Annotated in this window: 17 protein-coding genes, 2 tRNA genes, 3 rRNA genes and 1 pseudogene; 3 read left to right on the top strand and 20 right to left on the bottom strand. The window is 41.9% G+C overall.

Features of this window, described 5'->3' with window-relative positions; all coding sequences use genetic code 11:
* Window positions 1-14 precede the first annotated feature (14 nt).
* Genes SOI76_RS02575 through SOI76_RS02555 form a run of 5 tightly spaced genes read right to left on the bottom strand, consistent with a single transcriptional unit; the run spans window position 15 to window position 6429 of the window.
* A complete protein-coding gene (locus SOI76_RS02575) occupies window positions 15-851 on the bottom strand; it encodes an enoyl-CoA hydratase/isomerase family protein (RefSeq protein WP_104080801.1) in 837 nt (278 codons plus the stop codon).
* 16 nt (window positions 852-867) lie between these two features.
* The gene (locus SOI76_RS02570) at window positions 868-2025 is read right to left on the bottom strand and encodes an acyl-CoA dehydrogenase family protein (RefSeq protein ID WP_104080800.1); all 1158 of its coding nucleotides are present in this window, start codon (window positions 2023-2025) and stop codon (window positions 868-870) included.
* A 42-nt stretch (window positions 2026-2067) separates the two neighbouring features.
* Window positions 2068-3681, bottom strand: a complete 1614-nt coding sequence (locus SOI76_RS02565) for an acyl-CoA carboxylase subunit beta (RefSeq protein WP_104080799.1) — start codon at window positions 3679-3681, stop codon at window positions 2068-2070.
* 10 nt (window positions 3682-3691) lie between these two features.
* Entirely contained in the window at window positions 3692-4603 is a 912-nt protein-coding gene (locus SOI76_RS02560) for an SDR family oxidoreductase (protein WP_205668488.1), read from the bottom strand.
* A gap of 20 nt (window positions 4604-4623) precedes the next feature.
* On the bottom strand, window positions 4624-6429 hold the full coding sequence (locus SOI76_RS02555) for an acyclic terpene utilization AtuA family protein (protein ID WP_104080797.1): 1806 nt from the start codon (window positions 6427-6429) through the stop codon (window positions 4624-4626).
* Window positions 6430-6614: 185 nt separating this feature from the next.
* Between SOI76_RS02555 and SOI76_RS02550 the strand changes: the two genes are divergently transcribed.
* A complete protein-coding gene (locus SOI76_RS02550; protein ID WP_104080796.1) occupies window positions 6615-7214 on the top strand; it encodes a TetR/AcrR family transcriptional regulator in 600 nt (199 codons plus the stop codon).
* A 30-nt stretch (window positions 7215-7244) separates the two neighbouring features.
* Here the strand turns inward: SOI76_RS02550 and SOI76_RS02545 are convergent, their stop codons facing one another.
* From SOI76_RS02545 to SOI76_RS02495, 11 genes and pseudogenes are all read right to left on the bottom strand, one after another.
* Window positions 7245-8408 carry an acyl-CoA dehydrogenase family protein gene (locus tag SOI76_RS02545; RefSeq protein WP_104080795.1) on the bottom strand — a complete coding sequence of 388 codons (1164 nt, stop codon included), beginning with the start codon at window positions 8406-8408 and terminating at the stop codon, window positions 7245-7247.
* A gap of 136 nt (window positions 8409-8544) precedes the next feature.
* The gene (locus SOI76_RS02540) at window positions 8545-9108 is read right to left on the bottom strand and encodes a DUF4256 domain-containing protein (protein ID WP_104080794.1); all 564 of its coding nucleotides are present in this window, start codon (window positions 9106-9108) and stop codon (window positions 8545-8547) included.
* Window positions 9109-9279: 171 nt separating this feature from the next.
* A complete protein-coding gene (locus tag SOI76_RS02535; protein ID WP_104080793.1) occupies window positions 9280-9675 on the bottom strand; it encodes a DUF2007 domain-containing protein in 396 nt (131 codons plus the stop codon).
* Window positions 9676-9846: 171 nt separating this feature from the next.
* Window positions 9847-9961: ribosomal RNA gene (gene rrf / locus SOI76_RS02530) — 5S ribosomal RNA — on the bottom strand.
* A 183-nt stretch (window positions 9962-10144) separates the two neighbouring features.
* Window positions 10145-13035 (bottom strand): 23S ribosomal RNA (locus SOI76_RS02525).
* A gap of 362 nt (window positions 13036-13397) precedes the next feature.
* Window positions 13398-13473: transfer RNA gene (locus tag SOI76_RS02520), tRNA-Ala, on the bottom strand.
* Window positions 13474-13528: 55 nt separating this feature from the next.
* Window positions 13529-13605: transfer RNA gene (locus tag SOI76_RS02515), tRNA-Ile, on the bottom strand.
* A 59-nt stretch (window positions 13606-13664) separates the two neighbouring features.
* Window positions 13665-15202 (bottom strand): 16S ribosomal RNA (locus tag SOI76_RS02510).
* The 16S, 23S and 5S rRNA genes sit together here with 2 tRNA genes alongside, the layout of an rRNA operon.
* 415 nt (window positions 15203-15617) lie before the next feature.
* A pseudogene (locus SOI76_RS02505) lies at window positions 15618-16731 on the bottom strand (DUF6670 family protein).
* Between the two features lie 17 nt (window positions 16732-16748).
* Entirely contained in the window at window positions 16749-17582 is an 834-nt protein-coding gene (gene pssA, locus SOI76_RS02500; protein WP_002119541.1) for a CDP-diacylglycerol--serine O-phosphatidyltransferase, read from the bottom strand.
* Window positions 17583-17623: 41 nt separating this feature from the next.
* A complete protein-coding gene (locus SOI76_RS02495) occupies window positions 17624-18481 on the bottom strand; it encodes a 23S rRNA (adenine(2030)-N(6))-methyltransferase RlmJ (protein ID WP_016143005.1) in 858 nt (285 codons plus the stop codon).
* A 117-nt stretch (window positions 18482-18598) separates the two neighbouring features.
* On the opposite strand from SOI76_RS02495, the gene SOI76_RS02490 reads away from it, so the two are divergent.
* Both SOI76_RS02490 and SOI76_RS02485 read left to right on the top strand, forming a co-directional pair.
* Window positions 18599-19204 carry a 2OG-Fe(II) oxygenase gene (locus SOI76_RS02490; protein WP_104079828.1) on the top strand — a complete coding sequence of 202 codons (606 nt, stop codon included), beginning with the start codon at window positions 18599-18601 and terminating at the stop codon, window positions 19202-19204.
* Between the two features lie 67 nt (window positions 19205-19271).
* Window positions 19272-19799 carry a hypothetical protein gene (locus SOI76_RS02485; protein ID WP_032054606.1) on the top strand — a complete coding sequence of 176 codons (528 nt, stop codon included), beginning with the start codon at window positions 19272-19274 and terminating at the stop codon, window positions 19797-19799.
* A 61-nt stretch (window positions 19800-19860) separates the two neighbouring features.
* Here the strand turns inward: SOI76_RS02485 and SOI76_RS02480 are convergent, their stop codons facing one another.
* The 4 genes from SOI76_RS02480 to slt all read right to left on the bottom strand — a co-directional run bounded on the left by SOI76_RS02480 (window position 19861) and on the right by slt (window position 24140).
* Window positions 19861-20106, bottom strand: a complete 246-nt coding sequence (locus tag SOI76_RS02480) for a DUF2789 family protein (RefSeq protein WP_002119522.1) — start codon at window positions 20104-20106, stop codon at window positions 19861-19863.
* A gap of 172 nt (window positions 20107-20278) precedes the next feature.
* Window positions 20279-21265 carry a malate dehydrogenase gene (gene mdh / locus SOI76_RS02475; RefSeq protein ID WP_002119517.1) on the bottom strand — a complete coding sequence of 329 codons (987 nt, stop codon included), beginning with the start codon at window positions 21263-21265 and terminating at the stop codon, window positions 20279-20281.
* 211 nt (window positions 21266-21476) lie between these two features.
* Window positions 21477-22139, bottom strand: coding sequence for a ribonuclease I (locus SOI76_RS02470; RefSeq protein ID WP_104079827.1), 663 nt, complete (start codon window positions 22137-22139; stop codon window positions 21477-21479).
* Between the two features lie 57 nt (window positions 22140-22196).
* Entirely contained in the window at window positions 22197-24140 is a 1944-nt protein-coding gene (slt, locus tag SOI76_RS02465) for a lytic transglycosylase domain-containing protein (RefSeq protein ID WP_104079826.1), read from the bottom strand.
* Window positions 24141-24344: the final 204 nt, after the last annotated feature.

Genomic DNA, 24344 nt, shown 5'->3' with positions numbered 1-24344 from the left:
TTTATCCTTATCTCTTATGATTCATCGGCCCAATTTGGTAACCTTTTCTGGATAAAAGCCATCGTTCCTTCTTGTCCTTCAGCACCACCAACCGCTTGAGCAAACTGCTGTGCAGCATCATCTAGCAACTCATTTAAAGGTTCATTGAGTGTTCGATATAACAGTGCTTTAGTCACACGTGAAGCTTGAGGAGCTGCTCGTTTAATGTGTTGAATGGTTTCCTCTAAAGCTTGTTCAAGTTCAATTTCATTATGCGCAATTTGATGAACTACACCGACACTCAGTGCTGTATGCCCTTCAAAACGCATGCCGAGTAAAGCAAGTCGGCGTGCCTGAGTCAGGCCAATACGTTTCACCACAAAAGGAGCAATTTGAGCAGGAATCACACCAAGCCCAGTTTCAGGTAAACCAAACTGCGCATTATCACGACTGAGGGCAACATCGGAAACACATACCAGACCAAAACCACCACCTAACACCGCGCCTTCTAAAATCACTACAACCGTTTGCGGTGCGGCTTCAACTTGCTCAAGCATGGCACCAAAACGGCGGTTAAAGTCCACATAAGGTTGTAAACTGCCAACATTAGCTGCCTCAACACGTAAAGCTGCCATGTCTTTAATGTCACCACCTGCGCAGAAAGACCCACCTTCACCACGGATAATCACCGCACGAATTGAAAGGTCATCGCGAATGGCAGCAAAAACTTGTTGAATGGCATTCACCATATTCAAGTTCATGGCATTACGGCTCTCTGGACGGTTTAACCAGAGATATAAAATACTGCCGTCTTGTTCTAATTGAATACTGTCATCTATATCTAAAACTTGTAGAGATGCTGAAAGTGTCATGGTGTACTCCTTATTTTTATTTCTGTTTTTTAGGTAGGATGTCCATCAACTTACAGATAATCCCTAGCATAATCTCATCTGCCCCGCCACCAATTGAACCTAAACGACCATCGCGATATAACTGAGATGCAGGGTTATCCCACATAAAGCCATTACCACCCCAGTATTGCAGACAACTATCGGCAACTTCACGAGTTAAACGTCCAGCTTTGAGCTTTGCCATAGATGCCAGCTTGGTCACATCTTCACCCGCAATATGCTGTTCACACGCTTGGTAGGTTAAGGCTTTAAGCGCTTCCACTTCGGTCATGAGTTCGGCAAAATGAAAATGGATATATTGGTTATTAATGAGGGGTTGTCCAAACGTCATACGCTCTTTGGTATAGTCGATGGTCTTTTTGATTAAATTTTCCAACCCACCAATGGCATTGGCACAAGCCCATAGGCGCTCTTCCTGAAATTGCATCATTTGCATCATGAAGCCCATGCCTTCAACACCCACCAAATTACGCTGTGGTACACGTACATTGTCTAAATAAACTTGTGCTGTGGTTGTTGAGCGCATCCCTAATTTATTTAATGGTTCTGAAAAACTAATCCCCTTAGTCTTTGCCGGCACAATAATCATCGACTTATTAACGTGTGGTTTATCATCAGATGTATTGGCTAAAAGACAGAAAAAATCGGCCTGCAAGGAGTTGGTAATCCACATTTTGCTGCCGTTAATGACATAGTCATCACCATCTTTTTTTGCTGTGGTTTTAATGGCAGCAACATCCGAACCGGCATGCACTTCCGATACTGCAATCGATGCGACATATTCCCCTGCAATCGCTGGTGTTAAAAACTCATCACGTAACTCTTTACTACCAAAACGTGCCAAAGCAGGTGTTGCCATATCGGTTTGCACACCAATCGCCAGAGGCACCCCGCCACAAGCCGCATAGCCAATTTCTTCTGCAACCACGAGGTTATACGAATAATCTAACGCTAAACCGCCATTTTCTTCTGGCTTGCAAATTCCTAATAAACCAAGATCACCCATCTTCTTAAATACTTCATGGATTGGGAAACGTCCCGCAGCTTCCCATTCTGGAATATGTGGATTCAGCTCATTTTGAACAAATTGACGAGCTGTACGGCGCAATACTTCATGTTCGGCAGTAAATTTCATGGTGTTATTCCTATTAATTTTTTTAATTGCGGTAAAGGTTAATTAAAAACGTGACACACCAAAACGGCTTGGATTCAACTCGCGCTGCTGTGCTTCATAAATGGTTTGTAAAAGGAAAATTAATAATTTTCGGGTATCTCGCGGATCGATAATACCGTCGTCATGTAGCATGGCCGTATTGAAAAGTGCGGTAGATTGTTGTTCCAATTTCATCGCAGTGCTTTGCTCAAGAAAATCGAGCATTTGCGGATTCGGCTCCTGCCCTGAAGCTTTTTGCTTTCCTTCGGCTACAATACGTAATACTTTTCCAGCCTGTGCAGAACCCATTACAGCAACATGCGAATTCGGCCAAGCAAAAATAAAATCTGGCGATAAACTCCGACCGCACATCGCGTAGTTACCAGCACCATATGACCCTGCCACAACAATCGAAATTTTAGGTACAGTACAATTGGCAACCGCTTGAATCAGTTTCGAGCCGTGTTTGATAATACCGTTTTGCTCTGCGTCAGTTCCTACCATAAAACCTGTGGTGTTATGCAAAAACAATAACGGACGCTTAGTCTGTTCACATAAGTGAATAAACTGAGCTGCTTTCGCTGCTCCTTGAGGGGTAATCGGACCATTATTGGTAATAATACCGATATGCAAACCACCAATTTTTGCCCAGCCACATACCGTTAAATCATCATATTCCTGCTTAAATTCTAGAAAATCTGAATCGTCAATAATGCGGGTAACCACTTCTTTCATATCAAATGGTTGTTTAGGATCACTTGGAATCACACCCAACAGTTCCTCGGTATCGTAACGAGGCTCTTTATAAGTCACATCAACTGGTTTGATTTGCTCTTTCCAGTTCAGGTGTTCAAAAATTTCACGTGCCAGTCGAATCCCATCGGCATCATTTTCAGCCAGATATTCTGCGGTTCCGGCAACTTGCGCATGCATTTCTGCTCCGCCCAATTCTTCAGCTGTTGCTACTTCACCAGTCGCAGCTAAAAGTAAAGGTGGACCTGCAAGAAGCATCTCTGTTTGTTTGCGTACTACAATGACATAATCGGAAAGTCCGGGTTGATAAGCCCCTCCTGCCGTTGCATTACCATGCACCACTGCAAGTTGGGGAATACCTGCCGCAGAAAGACGTGCCTGATTGGCAAAGGTCATGCCGCCATAGGTAAATACTTCTGCCGCATAATTTAAGTTGGCACCGCCACTTTCGGTCAGCGTAATCAGTGGGAGTTTTTGTTCTAAAGCAATTTTTTGCAAGCGCAAGGTTTTCTGTACACCCATGGGTGACATGGTCCCGCCTTTAATCGCACTGTTACTTGCAGAGACCAGACAACGCACACCACTGACAAAACCAATGCCGGCAATCACGCCGCCACCCGCTTCAGAGCCATCTTTATCATCATGCATGTTGTAGCCGACCAAACCACACAGCTCAACAAAAGGCGAATCAGCATCGAGTAATAACCGTACACGCTCATGCGGCAAAATCTTGCCTTTCTTGTCAAACTTCGGTTTAGCAGCATACGATTTATCAATGCTTTTTTGCTGAATTGCACGGACTTCACTCAGCTGAGCAAGCAGTGCTTCTTTATTATTTTGATACTGTTCACTACCAACAGTAATTTCAGATTGAAGAATGGTCATTTTTTATTCCTCACTCCGAGCCTGAATTATTGCTTTGCTCGACTTTCTCAGTCTTATCTTTTTTAAAAATTTCAGGAATAAACGCGCGATGGAAACCATTATAAGACTGACTATTTGTCGCTTCGGTTAGTGGGTACATGCGTGTCCCTTGCGATGCAGCGCCATCAATACGCAAAGTTACACCTGACACAAAAGCCGCAGCATCGGACAGTAAATAACAAATTGCCGATGAGACTTCCGACTCAGTTCCCATACGTTTTAGCGGTACATTGCCAGCAAGACTTGGAATAATCACTTTGGCAAAATCACCGCTATAATTATCCATACCAGATGACACAATCCACCCCGGTGCAACCGCATTTACACGAACGCCAGATTTGCCCCACTCAACCGATGCTGTTTTAGTTAAGTTATCAACCCCCGAACGCGCAGCTCCAGAATGCGCCATTCCTGGCATGCCGCCCCACATATCAGCAGTCATATTGACAATACTGCCACCATGTTTAGCCATCCATTGGTTATAAGCTTCACGCATTAAATAGAAAGTTGCGTGTAAATTATTACGCACGACTGCATCGAAACCATTCGCTGAAATATTCTCTAAAGCTGAAGGGAACTGCCCGCCTGCATTATTTACCAAACCATCGAGTTTGCCGAATTTTTCAATCACTTCGGCAATCATATTTTTCACTTGTTCTTCTTCACGGTTATCACAAACAATGAAATGAACTAAGCCCCCATCTTCTATAATTTCTTGGCTTACTTTCTCTAATTTTTCAATTTTGCGTCCTGTAATTACCACTTGGGCACCAAGGGCTGCAAGCTCATGTGCCGTACAACGGCCAATACCTGAGCCTCCACCTGTCACAATAATGACTTTATTGGCGAAAGCATCTGGTCTAAATATTGATTGATAACTCATCTTTGTTTCATCCATTCATTTTATTTTTCTAAAAGATGTGCCGGAACTTTAACAGGCATATCCAATAACTGTTGGGCAAAGGCTTTACCTTGCGGATCAATACGTAAGCTGGCAACACCACCACCGCCTAAGGCATTCTCCAACATAAAATTCAGTGCATTTAAACCCGGTAACTCATAACGGATTACTCGTCCTTTCTCAGCATCCAAAACATGTCGCATATAGCTCGCAACAGACTGTTCAGTTAGTGCTGCACGAATCCATGGTAAATAGTCTGCTTTACGTGCAATCACGCCGATATTGCTATGATTGCCTTTATCACCACTGCGAGCATGCGCAATTTCAATCAAAGGAACTTCAATTTCATCCCCTTGATAAACTGCATTTTCGCCTGTTGTTAATGTAGGCAATTGCTCTGTAGAAACCCCTTGTGGAATTTCAACCGCATGACGTTGGCCATCAAAATCGATTTCAACATTCACCTGATTTTTATTAATTAAAAATGAAAATAATTTGATCACTGGAGATGCTTTGGGTCGGCCTCCAACAATTCCTGTCACGGCTGGAGCCATACCTGTTGAAGCTTGTGCAATTTCAGATGCAAAGAACATACATGCTTCTTTAAACATATGTTTTACAGCTATTTTGACTACCACTTCACGACTATCTAATGCCTGAGCATGTCCACCATAGGTACTTTCAATCCCTAAGATTTCAACCGATTTTTCACTAAAAGGTGGCACTGAACGCATTGCTAAAACACGCTCACACTTAACCAAAATCGCATCAGCAATGACTTGCGCTTTTTTCGGTGCCTCACGACCTGCAATGAGGAAACTTACTAAAACCCGATAACCATCAGGATAGGTCGCGCTGACTTTATATTGTGTAGTTGGTGCTTGTCCTTTTGCACCCGTCACACGAACTCGATGCTCTCCGACTTGTTCTAAATGCACGTGGCTGAAATTAGCAATTACATCGGGTAGTAAATATGCTTGAGGATTACCAATTTCATAAACAATTTGTTCAGCAACCGTGGCAGTAGATACCAGCCCACCTGTACCCTGTGGTTTCGTCACAACAAATGAGCCATCTTCACTCACTTCAACGACTGGAAAGCCCATGTTGTCGAAGCCCTGCACCAATTGCCAATCGGTAAAGTTACCACCCGTACATTGAGCCCCACATTCAATGACATGACCTGCCAAGGAACCTTGTGCTAATTTGTCATAGTCATCGAGCGACCACTGATATTCATGAAGTAAGGGTGCAAGTACCACAGCAGAGTCAACTACACGACCCGTAATCACAATATCTGCACCTAAGTCTAAGGCGTCACGAATAGCAACCGCGCCTAAATAAGCATTACTGCTTGCCACCTGTTCTGGCAAAGCTTCTCCGCTAAACATTTCTTGAATATTCTGTGATTTTAGCTGCTCATGTTTTGGCAAAAGATCATCACCTAATACCACAGCCACTTTCAGATCTAGTCCATATTCTTTAATTATTTTTTGCAAAGCATCTCGACATGCCAATGGGTTAACACCACCAGCATTACTAATAACCTTAATCTTTTTTTCTGCAATTTTTTTAAGTAGAGGCGCCATCACCCGACTGACAAAGTCCAAAGCATAGCCATGTTTCGGTTCTACCATTTTCGCTTTTGCCATAATCGACATGGTGATCTCGGACAAATAATCAAAAACCAAATAATTAATATCGGTTAGATGTACCAATTGAAAAGCAGCAGTATTGGTATCTCCCCAAAAACCAGAGGCACACCCTATTTTTACGACACGCTCATCATCCTGTTGATTACTTGCCATATTATTTCTCATTATTTTGTTTAAAAATTAAACTCAACATTACCAAGCAAGCGCTTGGTTTGTAAAGAGCAAAATGTTATTGTGAAATTGACCAAAACTGCCAAACTCGACAGCTCAGGTAAAACATGATGAGATTTGGCAAACTTTTCTGTTAAGTATTTTTATATAAAGGATTCGGCTTTCGTATGATTGCGACTTCAATTGAACAGATTCCAAATATCTCTTGTTTTGATGACAGCCCACGTGGTCGCTTATTACGAGGGGCTGCCTACCTATTTCATAAACAAGGCTATGACAAAACCACTGTACGCGAACTTGCTCAATTTATTGGAATCCAGTCGGGAAGCTTATTCCACCACTTTAAAAGTAAAGATGACATCCTCGCTCACGTGATGGAGGAAACCATTATTTACAATCTTGCTCGTTTAAAAGATGCAGCCGCTCAATCTACCGATCCAGAACAACAATTACGTGCTCTTATTAAATCTGAACTCATTTCAATTACTGGAGATACTGGTGCAGCCATGGCTGTTTTGGTCTATGAATGGTTTGCCCTGTCAAAAGAAAAACAAGATTATCTTCTAAAAATGCGTAATGAATATGAGCAAATCTGGTTAGATGTTATTGAAAAATTACGCACTGAAGGCAAGGTAAAGCATGATGCCTTTATTTGGCGAAGATTAGTTGGTGGTGCAATTTCGTGGACCGTAACTTGGTATAAAGCTGAGGGTAAAGTCAAAATTGATGAGTTAACCGAAATGGTCTGGGAAATGGCTTTGAAATAAAAAAGTGGCTCAAAGGCCACCTTGCAATAATTAATAACTCAACTGTTTACTAATTAAATCTTTCATAATTTCTTCAGCACCACCACCAATCATATTGACCTTCACTTCACGGTAAATACGTTCCGACTTGGTACCTCGCATAAAGCCCATACCACCTAACGTTTGTACAGCCGCATCAGCACAAAACTGCATTGTGCGAGTCGCAACATTTTTAAGCATTGAAATTTGCGCCACCAAGTCAGGCCCTTGTAGTTTTGGTTGAGTCATTTTCCATGCAGTTTCTTCAAGTAATGCCCTCGTTGAGGTCAGCTGGGTTGCCATATCTACCAACTTATGGCGTACTACTTGATGATCTATTAATCTTTTATCAAAAGTTTTACGCTGCTGTGCCCATTCTAAAGCTTCTTCATAACAGACTAACGCGTACCCATAAGCCACTACTCCCAAGAAAAATCGCTCCATATTAAAGTTATTCATAATAACTTTAAAACCAGAATTTTCTTTACCAAGTAGATTTGATGCAGGTACTCGTACTTGATCAAAATGCAAATGCGCCGTATCAGAAGCCCACCATCCCATTTTTTTCAAAGGTGTTTTAGTAATACCTTCACTGTGTGCATCAATGAGCAACATTGAAATGCCTTCTGCACCCGTTTTTGTCGGATCAGTACGCACTGCAACTGTATAATAATCTGCACGAATTCCCGATGTAATAAAGGTTTTCTCACCAGAAACAATATAGTAATCACCATCTCTGACAGCTTTAGTCTGTAATGCAGCCACATCAGAACCACCACCTGGTTCTGTAATCGCCAATGCTGAAATCTTTTCTCCAGAAATAATCCTTGGTAAAACTTTTGACTTTAGTTCTTCACTTCCAAAATGCTGAATCGGTGGTGCTCCAATTGTATGTACCATGAGTGAAATATGTACTCCACCCGAACCAGCTTTTGCCATTTCTACACCAGCCAGTAATGAATAAAATGGATCTGCATCAGGAATACCGCCATATTCCTCAGAAAAACCTAAACCTAATAGACCAATTTCAGCAGCCTTTTTATAAAGTTCTCTTGGGAATGTCTCAGCCTCATCCCAGTCATTAACGAAAGGGGCCATTTCTTTTTGTACAAATCTACGAACATTATCGGCAAAAGCTATATGTTGTTCATTATAGTAAATTGGATTGAGCTGCATTTTTAGAAATGTCCTGATATTTTTATTTAATTCCAGAACATATCTTGTCATGTTTACTATCAGTCAAAAGTTGCAAGAATCTCCATTTTCTTGGCATAAAATATCAAATCCAAACGATTGAGTTGATTCAAAAGGCTTATACCCTTAAACAGCAGCGAAAACCACGAGCTGCATAATAAGACTGGGCTCCATTATGATAGATGAAGACTCGACCATAGCGACAGTCCGCAAAAAGAGCTCCTCCTAATTTTCGGATTTCCTCTGGAGTAGCAAGCCAGCTAGATGTTTTTAGATCAAACTCCCCGAGCTGTTGTAATTGGTGATATTGCTCTTCTGTTAGAAGTTCAGCCCCTATTTCTTGGAGTAAGTCTGTTGCGCTATTTTTAGGAGGATGATCTTTTCTAGATTGTAGAGCCTCACGATCATAGCAAAGGCTTCTACGACCTTTGGGTGTTTCAGCAGAACAATCGACAAATAAATATTCATCTTTTTGCTGATTATACGCTACAACGTCTGGCTCTCCCCCAGTATTCTCCATTTCTTGCAATGACCACAATTTTTCTGGTGACTCTATTAATTTTGCTCGCACATTTGTCCACTCAATTTCTTTATGGCGATGTGAATTCTTTTCAAATCTAGCTTTTAATAGTTCAATTAAAACCTCTATTTGTTTTGGAGATAACTGTTTTTTAGTTGTCATGGAATAATTCCTTATATTTCTTAAATTGAACGTCTGTCAAAACAATAAATTTTCTTTCTTTAGTATCTGGTGCTTCTCTGCCTCGAACATTAATTGCAGAGATAGAAATAACTCTAATATATCTACATTAGGTTCCATAATTAAGATAATCAATAATCTTTTACTGTATATTTAATTCCAAAAGTGCCCACAATGCCTACATCTATTACCTTTTTTAAAAGAAAATAAAGGTAGACCGAAAAACATAAACGCTATAAAGGCAGATTTTTTTCCTTCAGTATTAACTTCTATATCCAAACTTCCACACTCAGGGCAACATTCTTTACTCTCCCCAAACTTTTGTTCAAGCTCATCACTGAAGTCTTTTTCAAGAAATGAGTTCGCTTCATCAACATAGTTCTCTGGAACTAATAAGCGAACTCCACCTAAAGCATTAGAATAGAGCCAATCCATATTAATTGTATGCTCATTTTCAATATAAACAGGAATTCCAAATGCTTCTAATTGAGTCTTTGCAATTTGTGCCTCATAAGGAAACGAGAAAGTTTTAACTACGATCCACGGCATATTAAATTTCTAATTAGGTAAATAATTTTAGATTAGCTTTATTTCTTTATAATTTGAATCAATTTTAATGTCTGAAGAATTGGCGATTAAGTTTCCACTTTATCCCCCCAAAAATATTTTAGGTATAAAAAAACACCCCCATTCATTGGAACGGGGGTGTTTAGAATAATGAGCTGGCGATGACTTACTCTCACATGGGTAACCCCACACTACCATCAGCGCTAAGAGGTTTCACTTCTGAGTTCGGGAAGGGATCAGGTGGTTCACTCTTGCTATGGTCGCCAGCACAACTGTTTATGGATACTTGCTTCGTTTTATTCACTGTGTGATACGTTGCGTTTTCCAAATCTTTACAGACGGGCTGATTGAATCTGATTTTGTTCATTTTAGCTAAGCGTTTAACTAAATCAAGTTGCTTTGCATGTTTATGAATCGATTGATGCTTCACATACAACTGCTTGGGTGTTGTATAGTCAAGCCTCACGAGCAATTAGTATTGGTCAGCTTCACATATCACTATGCTTCCACATCCAACCTATCAACGTCCTAGTCTCGAACGGCTCTTTAGAGGAATAAATTCCTAGGGAAATCTTATCTTGAGGTAGGCTTCCCGCTTAGATGCTTTCAGCGGTTATCCCTTCCGAACATAGCTACCCGGCGATGCGACTGGCGTCACAACCGGTACACCAGAGGTTCGTCCACTCTGGTCCTCTCGTACTAGGAGCAGATCCTCTCAAATTTCCAGCGCCCACGGTAGATAGGGACCGAACTGTCTCACGACGTTCTAAACCCAGCTCGCGTACCTCTTTAAATGGCGAACAGCCATACCCTTGGGACCTGCTTCAGCCCCAGGATGAGATGAGCCGACATCGAGGTGCCAAACACCGCCGTCGATATGAACTCTTGGGCGGTATCAGCCTGTTATCCCCAGAGTACCTTTTATCCGTTGAGCGATGGCCCTTCCATACAGAACCACCGGATCACTAAGACCTACTTTCGTACCTGCTCGACTTGTGGGTCTCGCAGTTAAGCGCGCTTTTGCCTTTATACTCTACGCGTGATTTCCGACCACGCTGAGCGCACCTTCGTACTCCTCCGTTACTCTTTAGGAGGAGACCGCCCCAGTCAAACTACCCACCAGACACGGTCCTCGTCCCGGATAACGGGACAGAGTTAGAACCTCAACATTACCAGGGTGGTATTTCAAGGACGGCTCCATTGGAACTAGCGTTCCAACTTCAAAGCCTCCCACCTATCCTACACAAGTAAGGTCAAAGTTCAGTGTCAAGCTGCAGTAAAGGTTCACGGGGTCTTTCCGTCTAGCCGCGGGTACACTGCATCTTCACAGCGATTTCGATTTCACTGAGCCTCTGCTGGAGACAGCGCCGCCATCATTATGCCATTCGTGCAGGTCGGAACTTACCCGACAAGGAATTTCGCTACCTTAGGACCGTTATAGTTACGGCCGCCGTTTACTGGGGCTTCGATCAAGAGCTTCGCTTACGCTAACCCCATCAATTAACCTTCCAGCACCGGGCAGGCATCACACCCTATACGTCCACTTTCGTGTTTGCAGAGTGCTATGTTTTTAATAAACAGTTGCAGCGGCCTGGTTTCTGCGGCTGTCGTCAGCTCAGGAAGCAAGTTCCATCACCAACAACAGCGTACCTTCTCCCGAAGTTACGGTACCATTTTGCCTAGTTCCTTCAGCAGAGTTCTCTCAAGCGCCTTGGTCTACTCGACCTGACCACCTGTGTCGGTTTCGGGTACGATTCCTGTGTAACTGAAGCTTAGAGACTTTTCCTGGAAGCATGGTATCAGCCACTTCACTGTACAAGTACAGCTTGCTATCGGATCTCAGTATAGAGTACCCCGGATTTGCCTAAGATACATACCTACATCCTTCCACCTGGACAACCAACGCCAGGCTGACTTAACCTTCTCCGTCCTCTCATCGCATTACACAGAAGTATTGGAATATTAACCAATTTCCCATCGACTACGCCTTTCGGCCTCGCCTTAGGGGTCGACTCACCCAGCCCCGATTAACGTTGGACTGGAACCCTTGGTCTTTCGGCGAACGGGTTTTTCACCCGTTTTGTCGTTACTCACGTCAGCATTCGCACTTCTGATACCTCCAGCATACTTCTCAATACACCTTCATCGGCTTACAGAACGCTCCCCTACCACTTGACTAATGTCAAATCCGCAGCTTCGGCACATAGTTTTAGCCCCGTTACATCTTCCGCGCAGGCCGACTCGACTAGTGAGCTATTACGCTTTCTTTAAAGGGTGGCTGCTTCTAAGCCAACCTCCTAGCTGTCTATGCCTTCCCACATCGTTTCCCACTTAACTATGATTTTGGGGCCTTAGCTGGCGGTCTGGATTGTTTTCCTCTTGACTACGGACGTTAGCACCCGCAGTCTGTCTCCCGGATAGTACTCATAGGTATTCGGAGTTTGCATCGGTTTGGTAAGTCGGGATGACCCCCTAGCCGAAACAGTGCTCTACCCCCTATGGTATTCGTCCGAGGCGCTACCTAAATAGCTTTCGGGGAGAACCAGCTATCACCAGGCTTGATTAGCCTTTCACCCCTATCCACAAGTCATCCCCTGGCTTTTCAACGACAGTGGGTTCGGTCCTCCAGTTAGTGTTACCCAACCTTCAACCTGCTCATGGATAGATCGCCTGGTTTCGGGTCTATACCCAGCAACTAAACGCCCTATTAAGACTCGGTTTCCCTACGGCTCCCCTATACGGTTAACCTTGCTACTGAATATAAGTCGCTGACCCATTATACAAAAGGTACGCAGTCACACCACGAAGGTGCTCCCACTGCTTGTATGCATGCGGTTTCAGGATCTATTTCACTCCCCTCACAGGGGTTCTTTTCGCCTTTCCCTCACGGTACTGGTTCACTATCGGTCAGTCAGGAGTATTTAGCCTTGGAGGATGGTCCCCCCATATTCAGACAAGGTTTCACGTGCCTCGCCCTACTCGTCATCATTATGTGTGCCCTTTCGTGTACGGGAATATCACCCTCTACGTTCGCACTTCCCAGAGCGTTCCACTAAAACACACATAACTTAATGGGCTGATCCCCGTTCGCTCGCCGCTACTGAGGGAATCTCAATTGATTTCTTTTCCTAAGGGTACTGAGATGTTTCACTTCCCCTCGTTCGCCTTGCAACACTATGTATTCATGTTGCAATACCTACCTTAAAGTAGGTGGGTTCCCCCATTCAGAAATCTCCGGATCAAAGGATATTTGCCGCCTCCCCGGAGCTTTTCGCAGGCTATCACGTCTTTCATCGCCTCTGACTGCCAAGGCATCCACCACATGCACTTAATTACTTGACTATACAACCCCAAACAGTCGTCAACACCTACAAGTGAGTGTTGTCCGTGCGATTCTTCATCGCTACTATCTGTTGTCTGTGTACTTAAACACTGTACAGCTTCAATCTAAATTCATATACCAAAACGCTTGATTCAGTTAATTTGCTAGTTCTCAATCAACTCCAAGATCAGAATTACTTCCTCTCTTTTTGTTATTGAGTGAACAATTTATTTCAGACTCAATTTTGCCAATCTGTTAATGAATAAACATGCCTTCGTCAGGTCATGCTTAATACCGTGATACTTAAATCACAGAAGTTAATAAACCAAGATCTTAAAATCTCTATTTACTAATTTCTGTAATCCGAACTTCTCTTAAGTTCTGGTGGAGACTAGGAGAGTCGAACTCCTGACCTCCTGCGTGCAAAGCAGGCGCTCTACCAACTAAGCTAAGTCCCCAGCTTACATCATCAGTCATGTATCTTTTATCTATAACTTCAACTAGTCAAAGTCATGGTGGGTCTGACAAGACTTGAACTTGTGACCCCACGCTTATCAAGCGTGTGCTCTAACCAACTGAGCTACAGACCCTCAGATACATCTATGAAGAACAACTTGTTGTGGATTCTTACCAATCGTCAATCTTTCGTTAAGGAGGTGATCCAGCCGCAGGTTCCCCTACGGCTACCTTGTTACGACTTCACCCCAGTCATCGGCCACACCGTGGTAACCGCCCTCTTTGCAGTTAGGCTAGCTACTTCTGGTGCAACAAACTCCCATGGTGTGACGGGCGGTGTGTACAAGGCCCGGGAACGTATTCACCGCGGCATTCTGATCCGCGATTACTAGCGATTCCGACTTCATGGAGTCGAGTTGCAGACTCCAATCCGGACTACGATCGGCTTTTTGAGATTAGCATCCTATCGCTAGGTAGCAACCCTTTGTACCGACCATTGTAGCACGTGTGTAGCCCTGGCCGTAAGGGCCATGATGACTTGACGTCGTCCCCGCCTTCCTCCAGTTTGTCACTGGCAGTATCCTTAAAGTTCCCGACATTACTCGCTGGCAAATAAGGAAAAGGGTTGCGCTCGTTGCGGGACTTAACCCAACATCTCACGACACGAGCTGACGACAGCCATGCAGCACCTGTATGTAAGTTCCCGAAGGCACCAATCCATCTCTGGAAAGTTCTTACTATGTCAAGGCCAGGTAAGGTTCTTCGCGTTGCATCGAATTAAACCACATGCTCCACCGCTTGTGCGGGCCCCCGTCAATTCATTTGAGTTTTAGTCTTGCGACCGTACTCCCCAGGCGGTCTACTTATCGCGTTAGCTGCGCCACTAAAGCCTCAAAGGCCCCAACGGCTAGTAGACATCGTTTACGGCATGGACTACCAGGGTATCTAATCCTGTTTGCTCCCCATGCTTTCGCACCTCAGCGTCAGTGTTAGGCCAGATGGCTGCCTTCGCCATCGGTATTCCTCCAGATCTCTACGCATTTCACCGCTACACCTGGAATTCTACCATCCTCTCCCACACTCTAGCTAACCAGTATCGAATGCAATTCCCAAGTTAAGCTCGGGGATTTCACATTTGACTTAATTAGCCGCCTACGCGCGCTTTACGCCCAGTAAATCCGATTAACGCTTGCACCCTCTGTATTACCGCGGCTGCTGGCACAGAGTTAGCCGGTGCTTATTCTGCGAGTAACGTCCACTATCTCTAGGTATTAACTAAAGTAGCCTCCTCCTCGCTTAAAGTGCTTTACAACCATAAGGCCTTCTTCACACACGCGGCATGGCTGGATCAGGCTTGCGCCCATTGTCCAATATTCCCCACTGCTGCCTCCCGTAGGAGTCTGGGCCGTGTCTCAGTCCCAGTGTGGCGGATCATCCTCTCAGACCCGCTACAGATCGTCGCCTTGGTAGGCCTTTACCCCACCAACTAGCTAATCCGACTTAGGCTCATCTATTAGCGCAAGGTCCGAAGATCCCCTGCTTTCTCCCGTAGGACGTATGCGGTATTAGCATTCCTTTCGAAATGTTGTCCCCCACTAATAGGCAGATTCCTAAGCATTACTCACCCGTCCGCCGCTAAGATCAGTAGCAAGCTACCTCTCTCCGCTCGACTTGCATGTGTTAAGCCTGCCGCCAGCGTTCAATCTGAGCCATGATCAAACTCTTCAGTTAAAATCATTTTGCACCTTATTAAAGACAAGGTGCCAATTCTGGCTCATCAATTACTGACTTAAATTTCGCTCAAATAAACTTCGAGTAATTTAAACCAATCAATCAATGAAAATTATTTCGATTAATCAATCAGTAAAAATCCACACAAGTTGTTCTTCAATTCTCTTAATGATCTTCTTCCTGGTTCGTCACCAGCAAGCTAGGTCGGCTATATTACTCTTAATCTCTTAAAAGTCAACAGGTAATTTCGATATTTTTAAAACTTATTCTCAAAACCAACTTACCATCAAATTCATCACTTAAAGCAACCAATCTAATCACAAGTAACTGTTTTTCAACAAGTTTCTATCTACATCACCGCCGATGGATGTGCATTATAGACCATCTCATTCCCTTTGCAATACCTTTTTTAACATTAGTGCAACAACAGTTCGCTTTTTAACCAAAAATGATAAAAATAGTCATTTTTTATATAAACATGGCTGCAAAAGCATCAATTTATCTAAAATTTTCTCGTCTTGATTCTTTTCTTGCCACCTAAGTGGGCGACAATCAATATATTCACAATATCCACCTTCTCCTTGTAGACACTGTTCATTCCAGCTTAATTGATATTGAAAGCTTCCTACATATCCAGCCGCCAAACCAAACTTGTAGTCACCACGGCTTTGTGCATACAGTTCAAAAATTATTTTTCCATTTTTCTTACACTGCCAAGAAAACTCTCGTGGCAAATACATCTCTTTACCATTTGGTGTTTTAACCTTTGGATAAACCCGATGGATATGTAAATTTACATCTTCGGTAAAAATTTCAACAGGCTTCCCAAATTCATGGATCTCTAGTCTTGAGCATAAAATGATATTCCACTGATTTCTTATTTGTAGGAATGTAAGCTGTGTCGTCTCATTCAAATTAATAATTTGGCATGTATAGAAACATAAAGATAAGAACGGTAAATGCAGAGCCCTTGCGTGTTTAAATCGCCCCAATCCTTCAATTTCATATTTTTGCCCTTTATAAAAAATTTCTCCTACACAAACACACAGTGTTGACCAATAGTCAGAAACGCCCCACTGTAATGCAGAGGCATTAGATATATTTTCTGGGATTTGAATCGTAAGATCACATCCCATTTCCGAGTCTAATCGCTGAAGGCGAATCATTGGAATTTGCCATTGAATCAGATCAGTTTTATCAAACTGATAGAGAGTTGAATCAAACTGGCATTGGCGTCGAATAGAATATGTTTTTAAATGTCCCACGCTATGTTGGCTATTACTTACAAGCACTGTTGCAGTGTCGATTGCTGAAGTTGTAATACTGTGAGCGTTATAACAAAGAGGAATGCGCGGCTGTCCAACTAAACTAATATAATTAAAATAACGAAGCGGTGTGGGTAAATTGGGAAGGATTAAAGCTTGATAAACGATTTTAAAAAAGCCACGAGAAGGTTGATAAACAACCCCCTCTTTAGCATTAAGGCCCAGTTGCTGTAATTGATTAATTTCACTTATCAACTTAGGCATACTGGACCTCTTCTATTTTATGTTTTTAGTGTTTCATTACTCTTGCGTGCAAATAGAGTCGTAACAAAGCCAGATAGAGCATAGATAATTGAAACTGTCAAAATGCCCATTGGAATATTATAAGTGATTGCCGCAAAAATCAGTACTACTGGCAACATAACTACAAAAGGAACGCGTTTACGATCCATCTGCTTGAAAGAATAATATTTAATATTGGAAATCATGAGTAATCCCACAATTACCATAAGAACAGCATTAATAGTTTGAATCGCAATATCACGTAAATCAAAAATGAAAGGATAATCGCGAGCAACCCAGACAAGTGAAATAATGATAATAGCAGCGAGTGGACTTGCAATGCCGATAAAATAACGCTTATCAACAACGCCTATTTGCACATTAAAACGCGCTAGTCGGAAGGCTGCGCAGGCTGTATAAACAAAACAACAAGCCAGACCAATACGACCTAAATCATGCAAACTCCAGCTATACATCAGCATTGCCGGAGCCACACCAAAAGCTAACAAGTCCGAGAGAGAATCATATTGTTCGCCAAAAGCGCTTTGCGCGCCAATTGCTCGAGCAACTCGACCATCTAAACCATCTAATAGCGCTGCAATAAAAATGGCATAGATCGCTTGATTAAAATCGCCATTCATACTTGCAATGATGGAATAGAAACCGGACAACAGAGCAGCGGTTGTAATTAAGTTAGGCCAAAGATAAATACCTCGGCGCTTCACTTTTTGTCCTTCCGGATTATCTTCTTCTTCAACCACTTCAAATGTAATCCCATCAAATGAATGTTCATTATGAGTTAAATCTTGCTCTGGTTTAGGCGCATTTGTCATTATTTTCTATTCCAAACATGTGCATTGATTTAAGTTAACTGTTACTCACCTACCAACCAGCGAACAGCAGCATGACCACCAGTTTCTTGCATGCGTAGATGCGGGAATAACCACTGTAGTGCTTGGTCTGCTTGTTCAGAGAACTGCCAAGGTGGGTTAATCACTAATAAACCACAACCATTTAGACCTACAGGAGTGTCATCTGGCCATACACAAATTTCACAAACTAACTGACGGCGAATACCCGTTTTAAACATTTTCTTTTCAAAACGTTCAATCATCGCTCGGTCTTTAATTGGATACCAAACTGCAAAAACGCCTGTTGGCCATTTTTTATAAGCTTGCTGTAAAAGTTCAACTAATTGCGGAAAGTCTTTACGTTCTAATTCGTAAGGTGGGTCGATCATAACTAGACCGCGCTTTTCTTTTGGCGGAATTACGCCAAGCAAGCCTTCATATGCATCGCGCTCATGTAAACCTGCACGTTTATCGCGAATATTATGACGTAATTGCTGAAATACATCGCGCTGCATTTCAAATATTGTCGCTTTGTCGATTTCACGCATGCCTTGCAGGGCAAACCAAGGAGAACCAGGATAACTACCCTTTCCTTCCTCAGAACGTAATTGTTCGACCAATTTCAAATATTGCTGGATTGCTTCAGGTGCCTGACGCTTTTCCATGTCAGATAGTTGAACTAGACGATGAATGCCTGTGAGAAACTCTCCAGACTTTTGTGCAGGTGCCAGAGATAAATCATATTTGCCTGCCCCTCCATGCGTATCGATATAACGATAAGGTTTATCTTTAGCATTTAAACGGTTGAGCAGCTGTAGCAAAAGCACATGCTTCATAACATCTGCAAAGTTGCCCGCATGGAAATGGTGACGGTAATTCATGTTGACTTTAATTCCTCAATTCAACAAATAGTTTAACATGAAAAAAATATTCTTTCGTAAGGTTGTGATCATCTAAAATAGAGCTGCTTGATATTTTTACGATCTACCTGAGGTTATATGCACTCTCACTCGCTTCTTGATTCATGGAATTTGGATCAAATTTTAGATGATTTAAATACACATGGCTTTGCCATTATAAATCAGGCCTATCCCGATCAATATCGCGCTCAGGTCGCCAATGAGTGCAGCCATCACATGGATGAATTTAGAGAAGCGGGTATTCAAAACGGTGTAGTTAGTAATATTCGTAGTGACCATATTCTTTGGATTAACGATCAGCTTCCTATTGCTCAGCAACATATTGAAACTTTACGTTTATTTTCACAAAGTTTAAATCAAGCATTCTATTTAGGAATTAAAGAAGTTGAAGCTCATTTTGCCCGTTATAATTTAGGTGAATTCTATGCTTTACACCGAGACAATCCTCAACAAAAAAATGATCGTATGATGTCAACTGTCTATTACTTACATCCAGAATGGCAAGAAGATTGGGGTGGACAATTACGACTACAAGATAAAAATGATAAATGGCATATTGTTAATCCTGAACCCAATCGCCTGGTAATATTTCAAAGTGATTTATTACATGAAGTATTAACCTCAAAACAACAAAGACTCTCTATTACAGCTTGGCTTCGTAGTGGAAATTCCATTTGGGTCTAAAGGTTACTCTTTAAATTTGGTAAATAAACCCGATATAAAAGCTATTGATTAGAAAAGGTGATGGCGTATGTCTATTGAAAGTAAAACAATTGTGAACCGAATTGGTGAAACAGACCAACTTTATTTGACTGAAAATACGCCTGAGCTTGCTTTGGAGCGTGCTGAGTTACGCATGCAACTTGTAGTATTAAGTCGTGTTCGCCAAGAACAACTTCATTTTCTACAAGAAGCTATTGTCTTACTTGAACAAGCTCGTATGGAATATGAAGAAATGCCATTGAGCTTATATCTTAATTTGTCTTTACACTTAGCCAAAGCCTATATGCTTTATTTTGAACTCAATAAAGAAAAACGTTTTGCGTTAATTACTCAACAAATTTTGAAGCCCTTAGCGCATCATGAACATGCTGATATCTATTTCTTCTTGGCATATGCGTCAGCAGCACGACAAGAGTCAGCATTAACACGACATTGGTTAACTAAATATTTATCAACGTCTACGTGTGATCTTGAATTGCTTCATGGCCAACCTGTATTTGACCTTGTACGTCATGAGCCATGGTATAAAGACCAATTAAAAGTAAAGACACATTAAACCCTTAATGTAATAAAGCCTGTTTTACGTATTACTTGTAAAACAGACTTTATTTTTGAAATTATTTTTTCACACTGTCTTCATGCAGTTGTTCATTCAGTTCATCAATAACCACAATCCACTCATCATCTTTTTCCCAATGACTTTTTAAAAAATCACTTTGCCCCTTTGACCAAAAAGAAGCTTCATGTAATTTTTGTTCGGCTGGCAATTGATGTGTCTTAATAAAATTTTCAATACTTGCTTCATCCGAGTCCAAACCCAGTTGATCAAATAAAAGCTCTAATGTAGGTTGCTGCTCAAACATTGTTATTCTCCTATAACTTCTTTTAAATCATCTATTAACTACTCTAACAATAAAACGTTTTTACTTGCATGATAGTGTCTATATTTTCTTGTTGCTTTTTGTGTTTGCTTTTTCAGGATTCAATAAAAAGCACTCTAAAAGAGTGCTTTTTTTAACTCATCAAATTGATGAATTATTTTACCATGTCAGCAATTGCTGCACGTTCTTCTTCAAGCTCGTTTAGAGTGAAGTTGATACGCTCACGGCTGAATTCATCGATTTCTAAACCTTGAACGATTTTGTATTCACCGTTTTCAGTTGTAACAGGGAAACCGAACATAACGCCTTCAGGAATACCATAAGAACCATCAGATGGAATACCCATAGTTACCCATTTGCCGTTTGTACCAAGCGCCCAGTCACGCATATGGTCAATTGCAGCGTTAGCAGCAGAAGCAGCAGAAGATAAGCCACGCGCTTCGATGATCGCAGCACCACGTTTACCAACAGTTGGAAGGAATACGTCTTTGTTCCAAGCTGGATCGTTGATTTTGTCTTTTAAGCTTTCGCCATTTGCAGTTGCAAAACGATAGTCAGCATACATTGTTGGAGAGTGGTTGCCCCAAACTGTTAAGTTTTCGATATCAGCAACTGCAACGCCAGCTTTTTGAGCAACTTGAGTCAACGCACGGTTGTGGTCAAGACGCAACATCGCTGTGAAGTTTTTCGCTGGAAGATCTGGAGCAGATTTCATTGCGATGTAAGCGTTAGTGTTTGCAGGGTTACCTACAACTAATACTTTAACGTTACGGCTAGCAACTTCGTTTAATGCTTGACCTTGACCGATGAAAATTTCACCGTTAACTTTTAACAAGTCAGCACGTTCCATACCAGGACCACGTGGACGAGAACCTACCAATAATGCGTAGTCAGCATCTTTAAATGCAACTTTCGGATCATCAGTCCCGATCATGCCAGCCAATAAAGGGAAAGCACAGTCATCAAGTTCCATCATTACGCCTTTAAGCGCTTGTTGTGCTTTTTCAACTGGAACTTCAAGCAATTGTAAAATAACAGGTTGATCTTTACCTAACATTTCACCGCTTGCGATACGGAATAATAAGCTGTAACCAATTTGACCTGCAGCGCCAGTCACGGCAACACGAACGGGTTGCTTCATGTAATTGTCTCCAATGAGTGTCCTTAATCGGGCTAAATAGGAATTCCATCTAACCAAATCATCATAAACGGCAAAGATTGTACTCTAAAGATTTGGCAGATGCATGTAAAAGCGACTCATTTTCACCAAAAGTCTGATAGAAAATACAAATTAACCTTTATAAATAGATTCAATGTATGGCGAGCATTTTCTTACGAAATGTTTACTACCTTTAGTAACTACCTTTAATCATGATTTCACCAGGGCAATTCGATACCACATGATTTGCACATTGTTTATATTGGCCTTTTACCGTGTAACAAACTTTCACTTCTGTTAAGACCACATCTGAACGCGATAACTGGCAACTAAAACGGATACCATTTTGAGGTAAGCTTGGATTAAGACGAGTAAACTGCTGTCTTAATGCTGATTGCTGCATTTCAACATTTGTTGAACTTGTAAGACTAGCCGGGATTTTTAAACGTTCAGCAAAATTAATAACTGTACGGAAATATTGGCTTGCATTCATAGGAACGCACCCCCCTACACTTTTCCATAGCTGCACACGAGCATTATTATCAGGCATAACCCGAGCTACGACTTTAGCTTGTAATGGAGAGAGGGCTGCTGAACTTTCTGTTGAACAATCAGTTTTTGTGGTTTCCGGCATAAGGCCTGTAATTGTCAGTGAATAGCCTTCAAGACATTTACGTTGTTTTTGTTTAGAGGGATCTAATGCGCATGCAGCTGGTGTCATTTGCACATGCATAACATACCCCTGTAAATTAACAGATTCGGCATGTAACACGGAACTCATCAATCCTACCCCTGCACAGACTAACCACCATGCAAGTTGCAAAATTGAACGAAGTTCCAAATATCTATATTTCATTTAATTAAAACTTGAATATGCCAATTAAAAGAAGATCCATCATCAACCACCTTAAAGTTAAGGCGACGTACGCATTGGAATGACTTTCATACGTTGTGATAACGACTGAGCCCCTTGACCCAATATCACACCGTAATGTGTTGCATTCGTCATAACATGCTTGACGTAGTCTCTAGTTTCTAACAATGGAATTGTCTCAGTATATTGGTCAGCCGAAATTGATTGATAGTCCGGTTGCCAACGTCTAGCCCGATTAGGTCCCGCATTATAACCTGCAGTTGCCAAAACAGGGTTATTGCTTAATTGCCCCTGAATCATCGACAAATAAAATGTTCCATATCGAATATTGGTATTCATTTCATTTAATGCAGCAGGATTATAAGTTTCACCCATTTGTCGTGCAATCAACTTCGCTGTATCAGGCATAATTTGCATAAGACCACCCGCCCCAACATGAGAACGCGCAGAGGTGACAAACCGGCTTTCTTGACGCATTAAACCATAAACCCATGCTGGATCAATTCCTGCATTGTAACTATGACTTACGACATTAGTCTTATGCGGGGTCACATAACGATACGTATCATTATGCTTATTAGTTGTACGATCTGCTGCATAGATTGCACGGTCATACCATCCCATATCATGGGCACGCTTTGCCGCAGCTAAAAGTAAACCATCATCGTGCTGAAGATAAGCTTGACGAACTGCCCAATTCCACTCACGGTTAGTGTAAGTTGGATTTGCATTAATACGTCTCAAAGTAAAAGCACGATTAAAGTGAATATTCTGATCTAAACGTCTTAAATCACTTGCCGTTGGCTGATCATCATAAGGTTGGTGGTTATAACGTTCACCTAAGCGATCTTTTGCTAAAAGGTTATGATAGTCATCACCCGCCTGAGCTAATTTTCTATAAATTTGTTGTGCTGTTGCTTTAGAAGCACTATCGCCACGCTGCTCTGTCGCACGAGCAAGCCAATATTGCCAGCGGTCTTCTTGTTTTTGGGTCACGGTCATACTATCAATCGCACGGATTAAGCTTTCCCACGCGCCAAAACGAATCGCCTGACGTGCATAAATTTCAGCTTCTTCTGGACTTAATGGATAACCATAACTTGCATCAAAATATTGAAGAACTTCACGATTAAAATTATTTTTCATTACCGTGGTGCCACCAATATAGGCTACCGTACGATATAAATATTTTTGTACATTTTGTGGCGTACCTTGGGCAACACGCTGTACATTTGAAAAAGCATTACTCAAGTCATTATTAGCTAAACGCCCTAAAGCAAAAATTAAATAAGCATAATCTGCATCATTTGTCTTAGGCGCACTCCATAAATAGTTAAGTGGGTTGGCCTGAATTTGGTTAAGCTGAGCCAAAGAAAGATTCAAGCCCAAAGTCTGTGCTGTCGCGAGCGCCTGTCCCGACAAACCTGCACGCAATTGTACCCATAGACGCTGTTGTTTATCTTGTGCGCTCATTAAAGGACTAGATAACATCATGCGCCCTAAACCTAAGCAAGATTCTGGTTGTGATTCAGTTGCTAACCAAACATCCTTATATTCAGCAAAAACTAATGCATCACCGCTTTTCGCCCGCACTTGTGCTAAAGCACAATTTTCAGCTTGGTCAGGATTGGTAACATAAGATAAGACAGGTTGTGCAGATGCAAAGTCAGCTTGTTTAACTTTTTCTTCAACATAATCGGCTGCTAATTTTTCAGCCATTGCTGATTGTGGATAACGTTGAGCAAAGCTTACGATAGAGGCAGTAGGTTGAAAGCCAAGGTTGGTATTGAGTTTCCAATACTCTGGATAATATCCCAATACATCATTTTGCATTGCAAGCTGATATTGGTCTAATAACGCAGTATTACCGCTATTTGCAGCATTTAGTGCGTCATTAAACTGCTCTTCAGCAGCATAGGTAAATGAACAACCAAGTAAACACATAACTCCTAACCAGCTACGATGCATATATTTATTTTTCATTACACGACTATGTATTGATGAGCTCTTTCTACTTGGTCTCATATATGTGCTAAACCCTGACTATTCACCTTCAACGCATAGTTTAATTATTCTTCGTGCTTTCTTTTGTTGTGTTATGTAACTCTATGATTCAACATCATTAAAATTCACCTAATTTAGTTCACAAAAACCTTGTTATGTTCTGAAAGTTTACTGTTATCGGTT

This window comes from Acinetobacter pittii, from assembly GCF_034064985.1.
GTDB lineage: Bacteria > Pseudomonadota > Gammaproteobacteria > Pseudomonadales > Moraxellaceae > Acinetobacter > Acinetobacter pittii_H.
This window is presented reverse-complemented; position numbering and strand designations above follow the sequence as displayed.

Bases quoted from the DNA above. Each gene is read 5' to 3' on its own strand.
- SOI76_RS02575 (WP_104080801.1), bottom strand. From the start codon at position 851: ATGACACTTTCAGCATCTCTACAAGTTTTAGATATAGATGACAGTATT.
- SOI76_RS02570 (WP_104080800.1), bottom strand. From the start codon at position 2,025: ATGAAATTTACTGCCGAACATGAAGTATTGCGCCGTACAGCTCGTCAA.
- SOI76_RS02565 (WP_104080799.1), bottom strand. From the start codon at position 3,681: ATGACCATTCTTCAATCTGAAATTACTGTTGGTAGTGAACAGTATCAA.
- SOI76_RS02560 (WP_205668488.1), bottom strand. From the start codon at position 4,603: ATGAGTTATCAATCAATATTTAGACCAGATGCTTTCGCCAATAAAGTC.
- SOI76_RS02555 (WP_104080797.1), bottom strand. From the start codon at position 6,429: ATGGCAAGTAATCAACAGGATGATGAGCGTGTCGTAAAAATAGGGTGT.
- SOI76_RS02550 (WP_104080796.1), top strand. From the start codon at position 6,615: ATGATTGCGACTTCAATTGAACAGATTCCAAATATCTCTTGTTTTGAT.
- SOI76_RS02545 (WP_104080795.1), bottom strand. From the start codon at position 8,408: ATGCAGCTCAATCCAATTTACTATAATGAACAACATATAGCTTTTGCC.
- SOI76_RS02540 (WP_104080794.1), bottom strand. From the start codon at position 9,108: ATGACAACTAAAAAACAGTTATCTCCAAAACAAATAGAGGTTTTAATT.
- SOI76_RS02535 (WP_104080793.1), bottom strand. From the start codon at position 9,675: ATGCCGTGGATCGTAGTTAAAACTTTCTCGTTTCCTTATGAGGCACAA.
- pssA (WP_002119541.1), bottom strand. From the start codon at position 17,582: ATGACAAATGCGCCTAAACCAGAGCAAGATTTAACTCATAATGAACAT.
- SOI76_RS02495 (WP_016143005.1), bottom strand. From the start codon at position 18,481: ATGAATTACCGTCACCATTTCCATGCGGGCAACTTTGCAGATGTTATG.
- SOI76_RS02490 (WP_104079828.1), top strand. From the start codon at position 18,599: ATGCACTCTCACTCGCTTCTTGATTCATGGAATTTGGATCAAATTTTA.
- SOI76_RS02485 (WP_032054606.1), top strand. From the start codon at position 19,272: ATGTCTATTGAAAGTAAAACAATTGTGAACCGAATTGGTGAAACAGAC.
- SOI76_RS02480 (WP_002119522.1), bottom strand. From the start codon at position 20,106: ATGTTTGAGCAGCAACCTACATTAGAGCTTTTATTTGATCAACTGGGT.
- mdh (WP_002119517.1), bottom strand. From the start codon at position 21,265: ATGAAGCAACCCGTTCGTGTTGCCGTGACTGGCGCTGCAGGTCAAATT.
- SOI76_RS02470 (WP_104079827.1), bottom strand. From the start codon at position 22,139: ATGAAATATAGATATTTGGAACTTCGTTCAATTTTGCAACTTGCATGG.
- slt (WP_104079826.1), bottom strand. From the start codon at position 24,140: ATGAAAAATAAATATATGCATCGTAGCTGGTTAGGAGTTATGTGTTTA.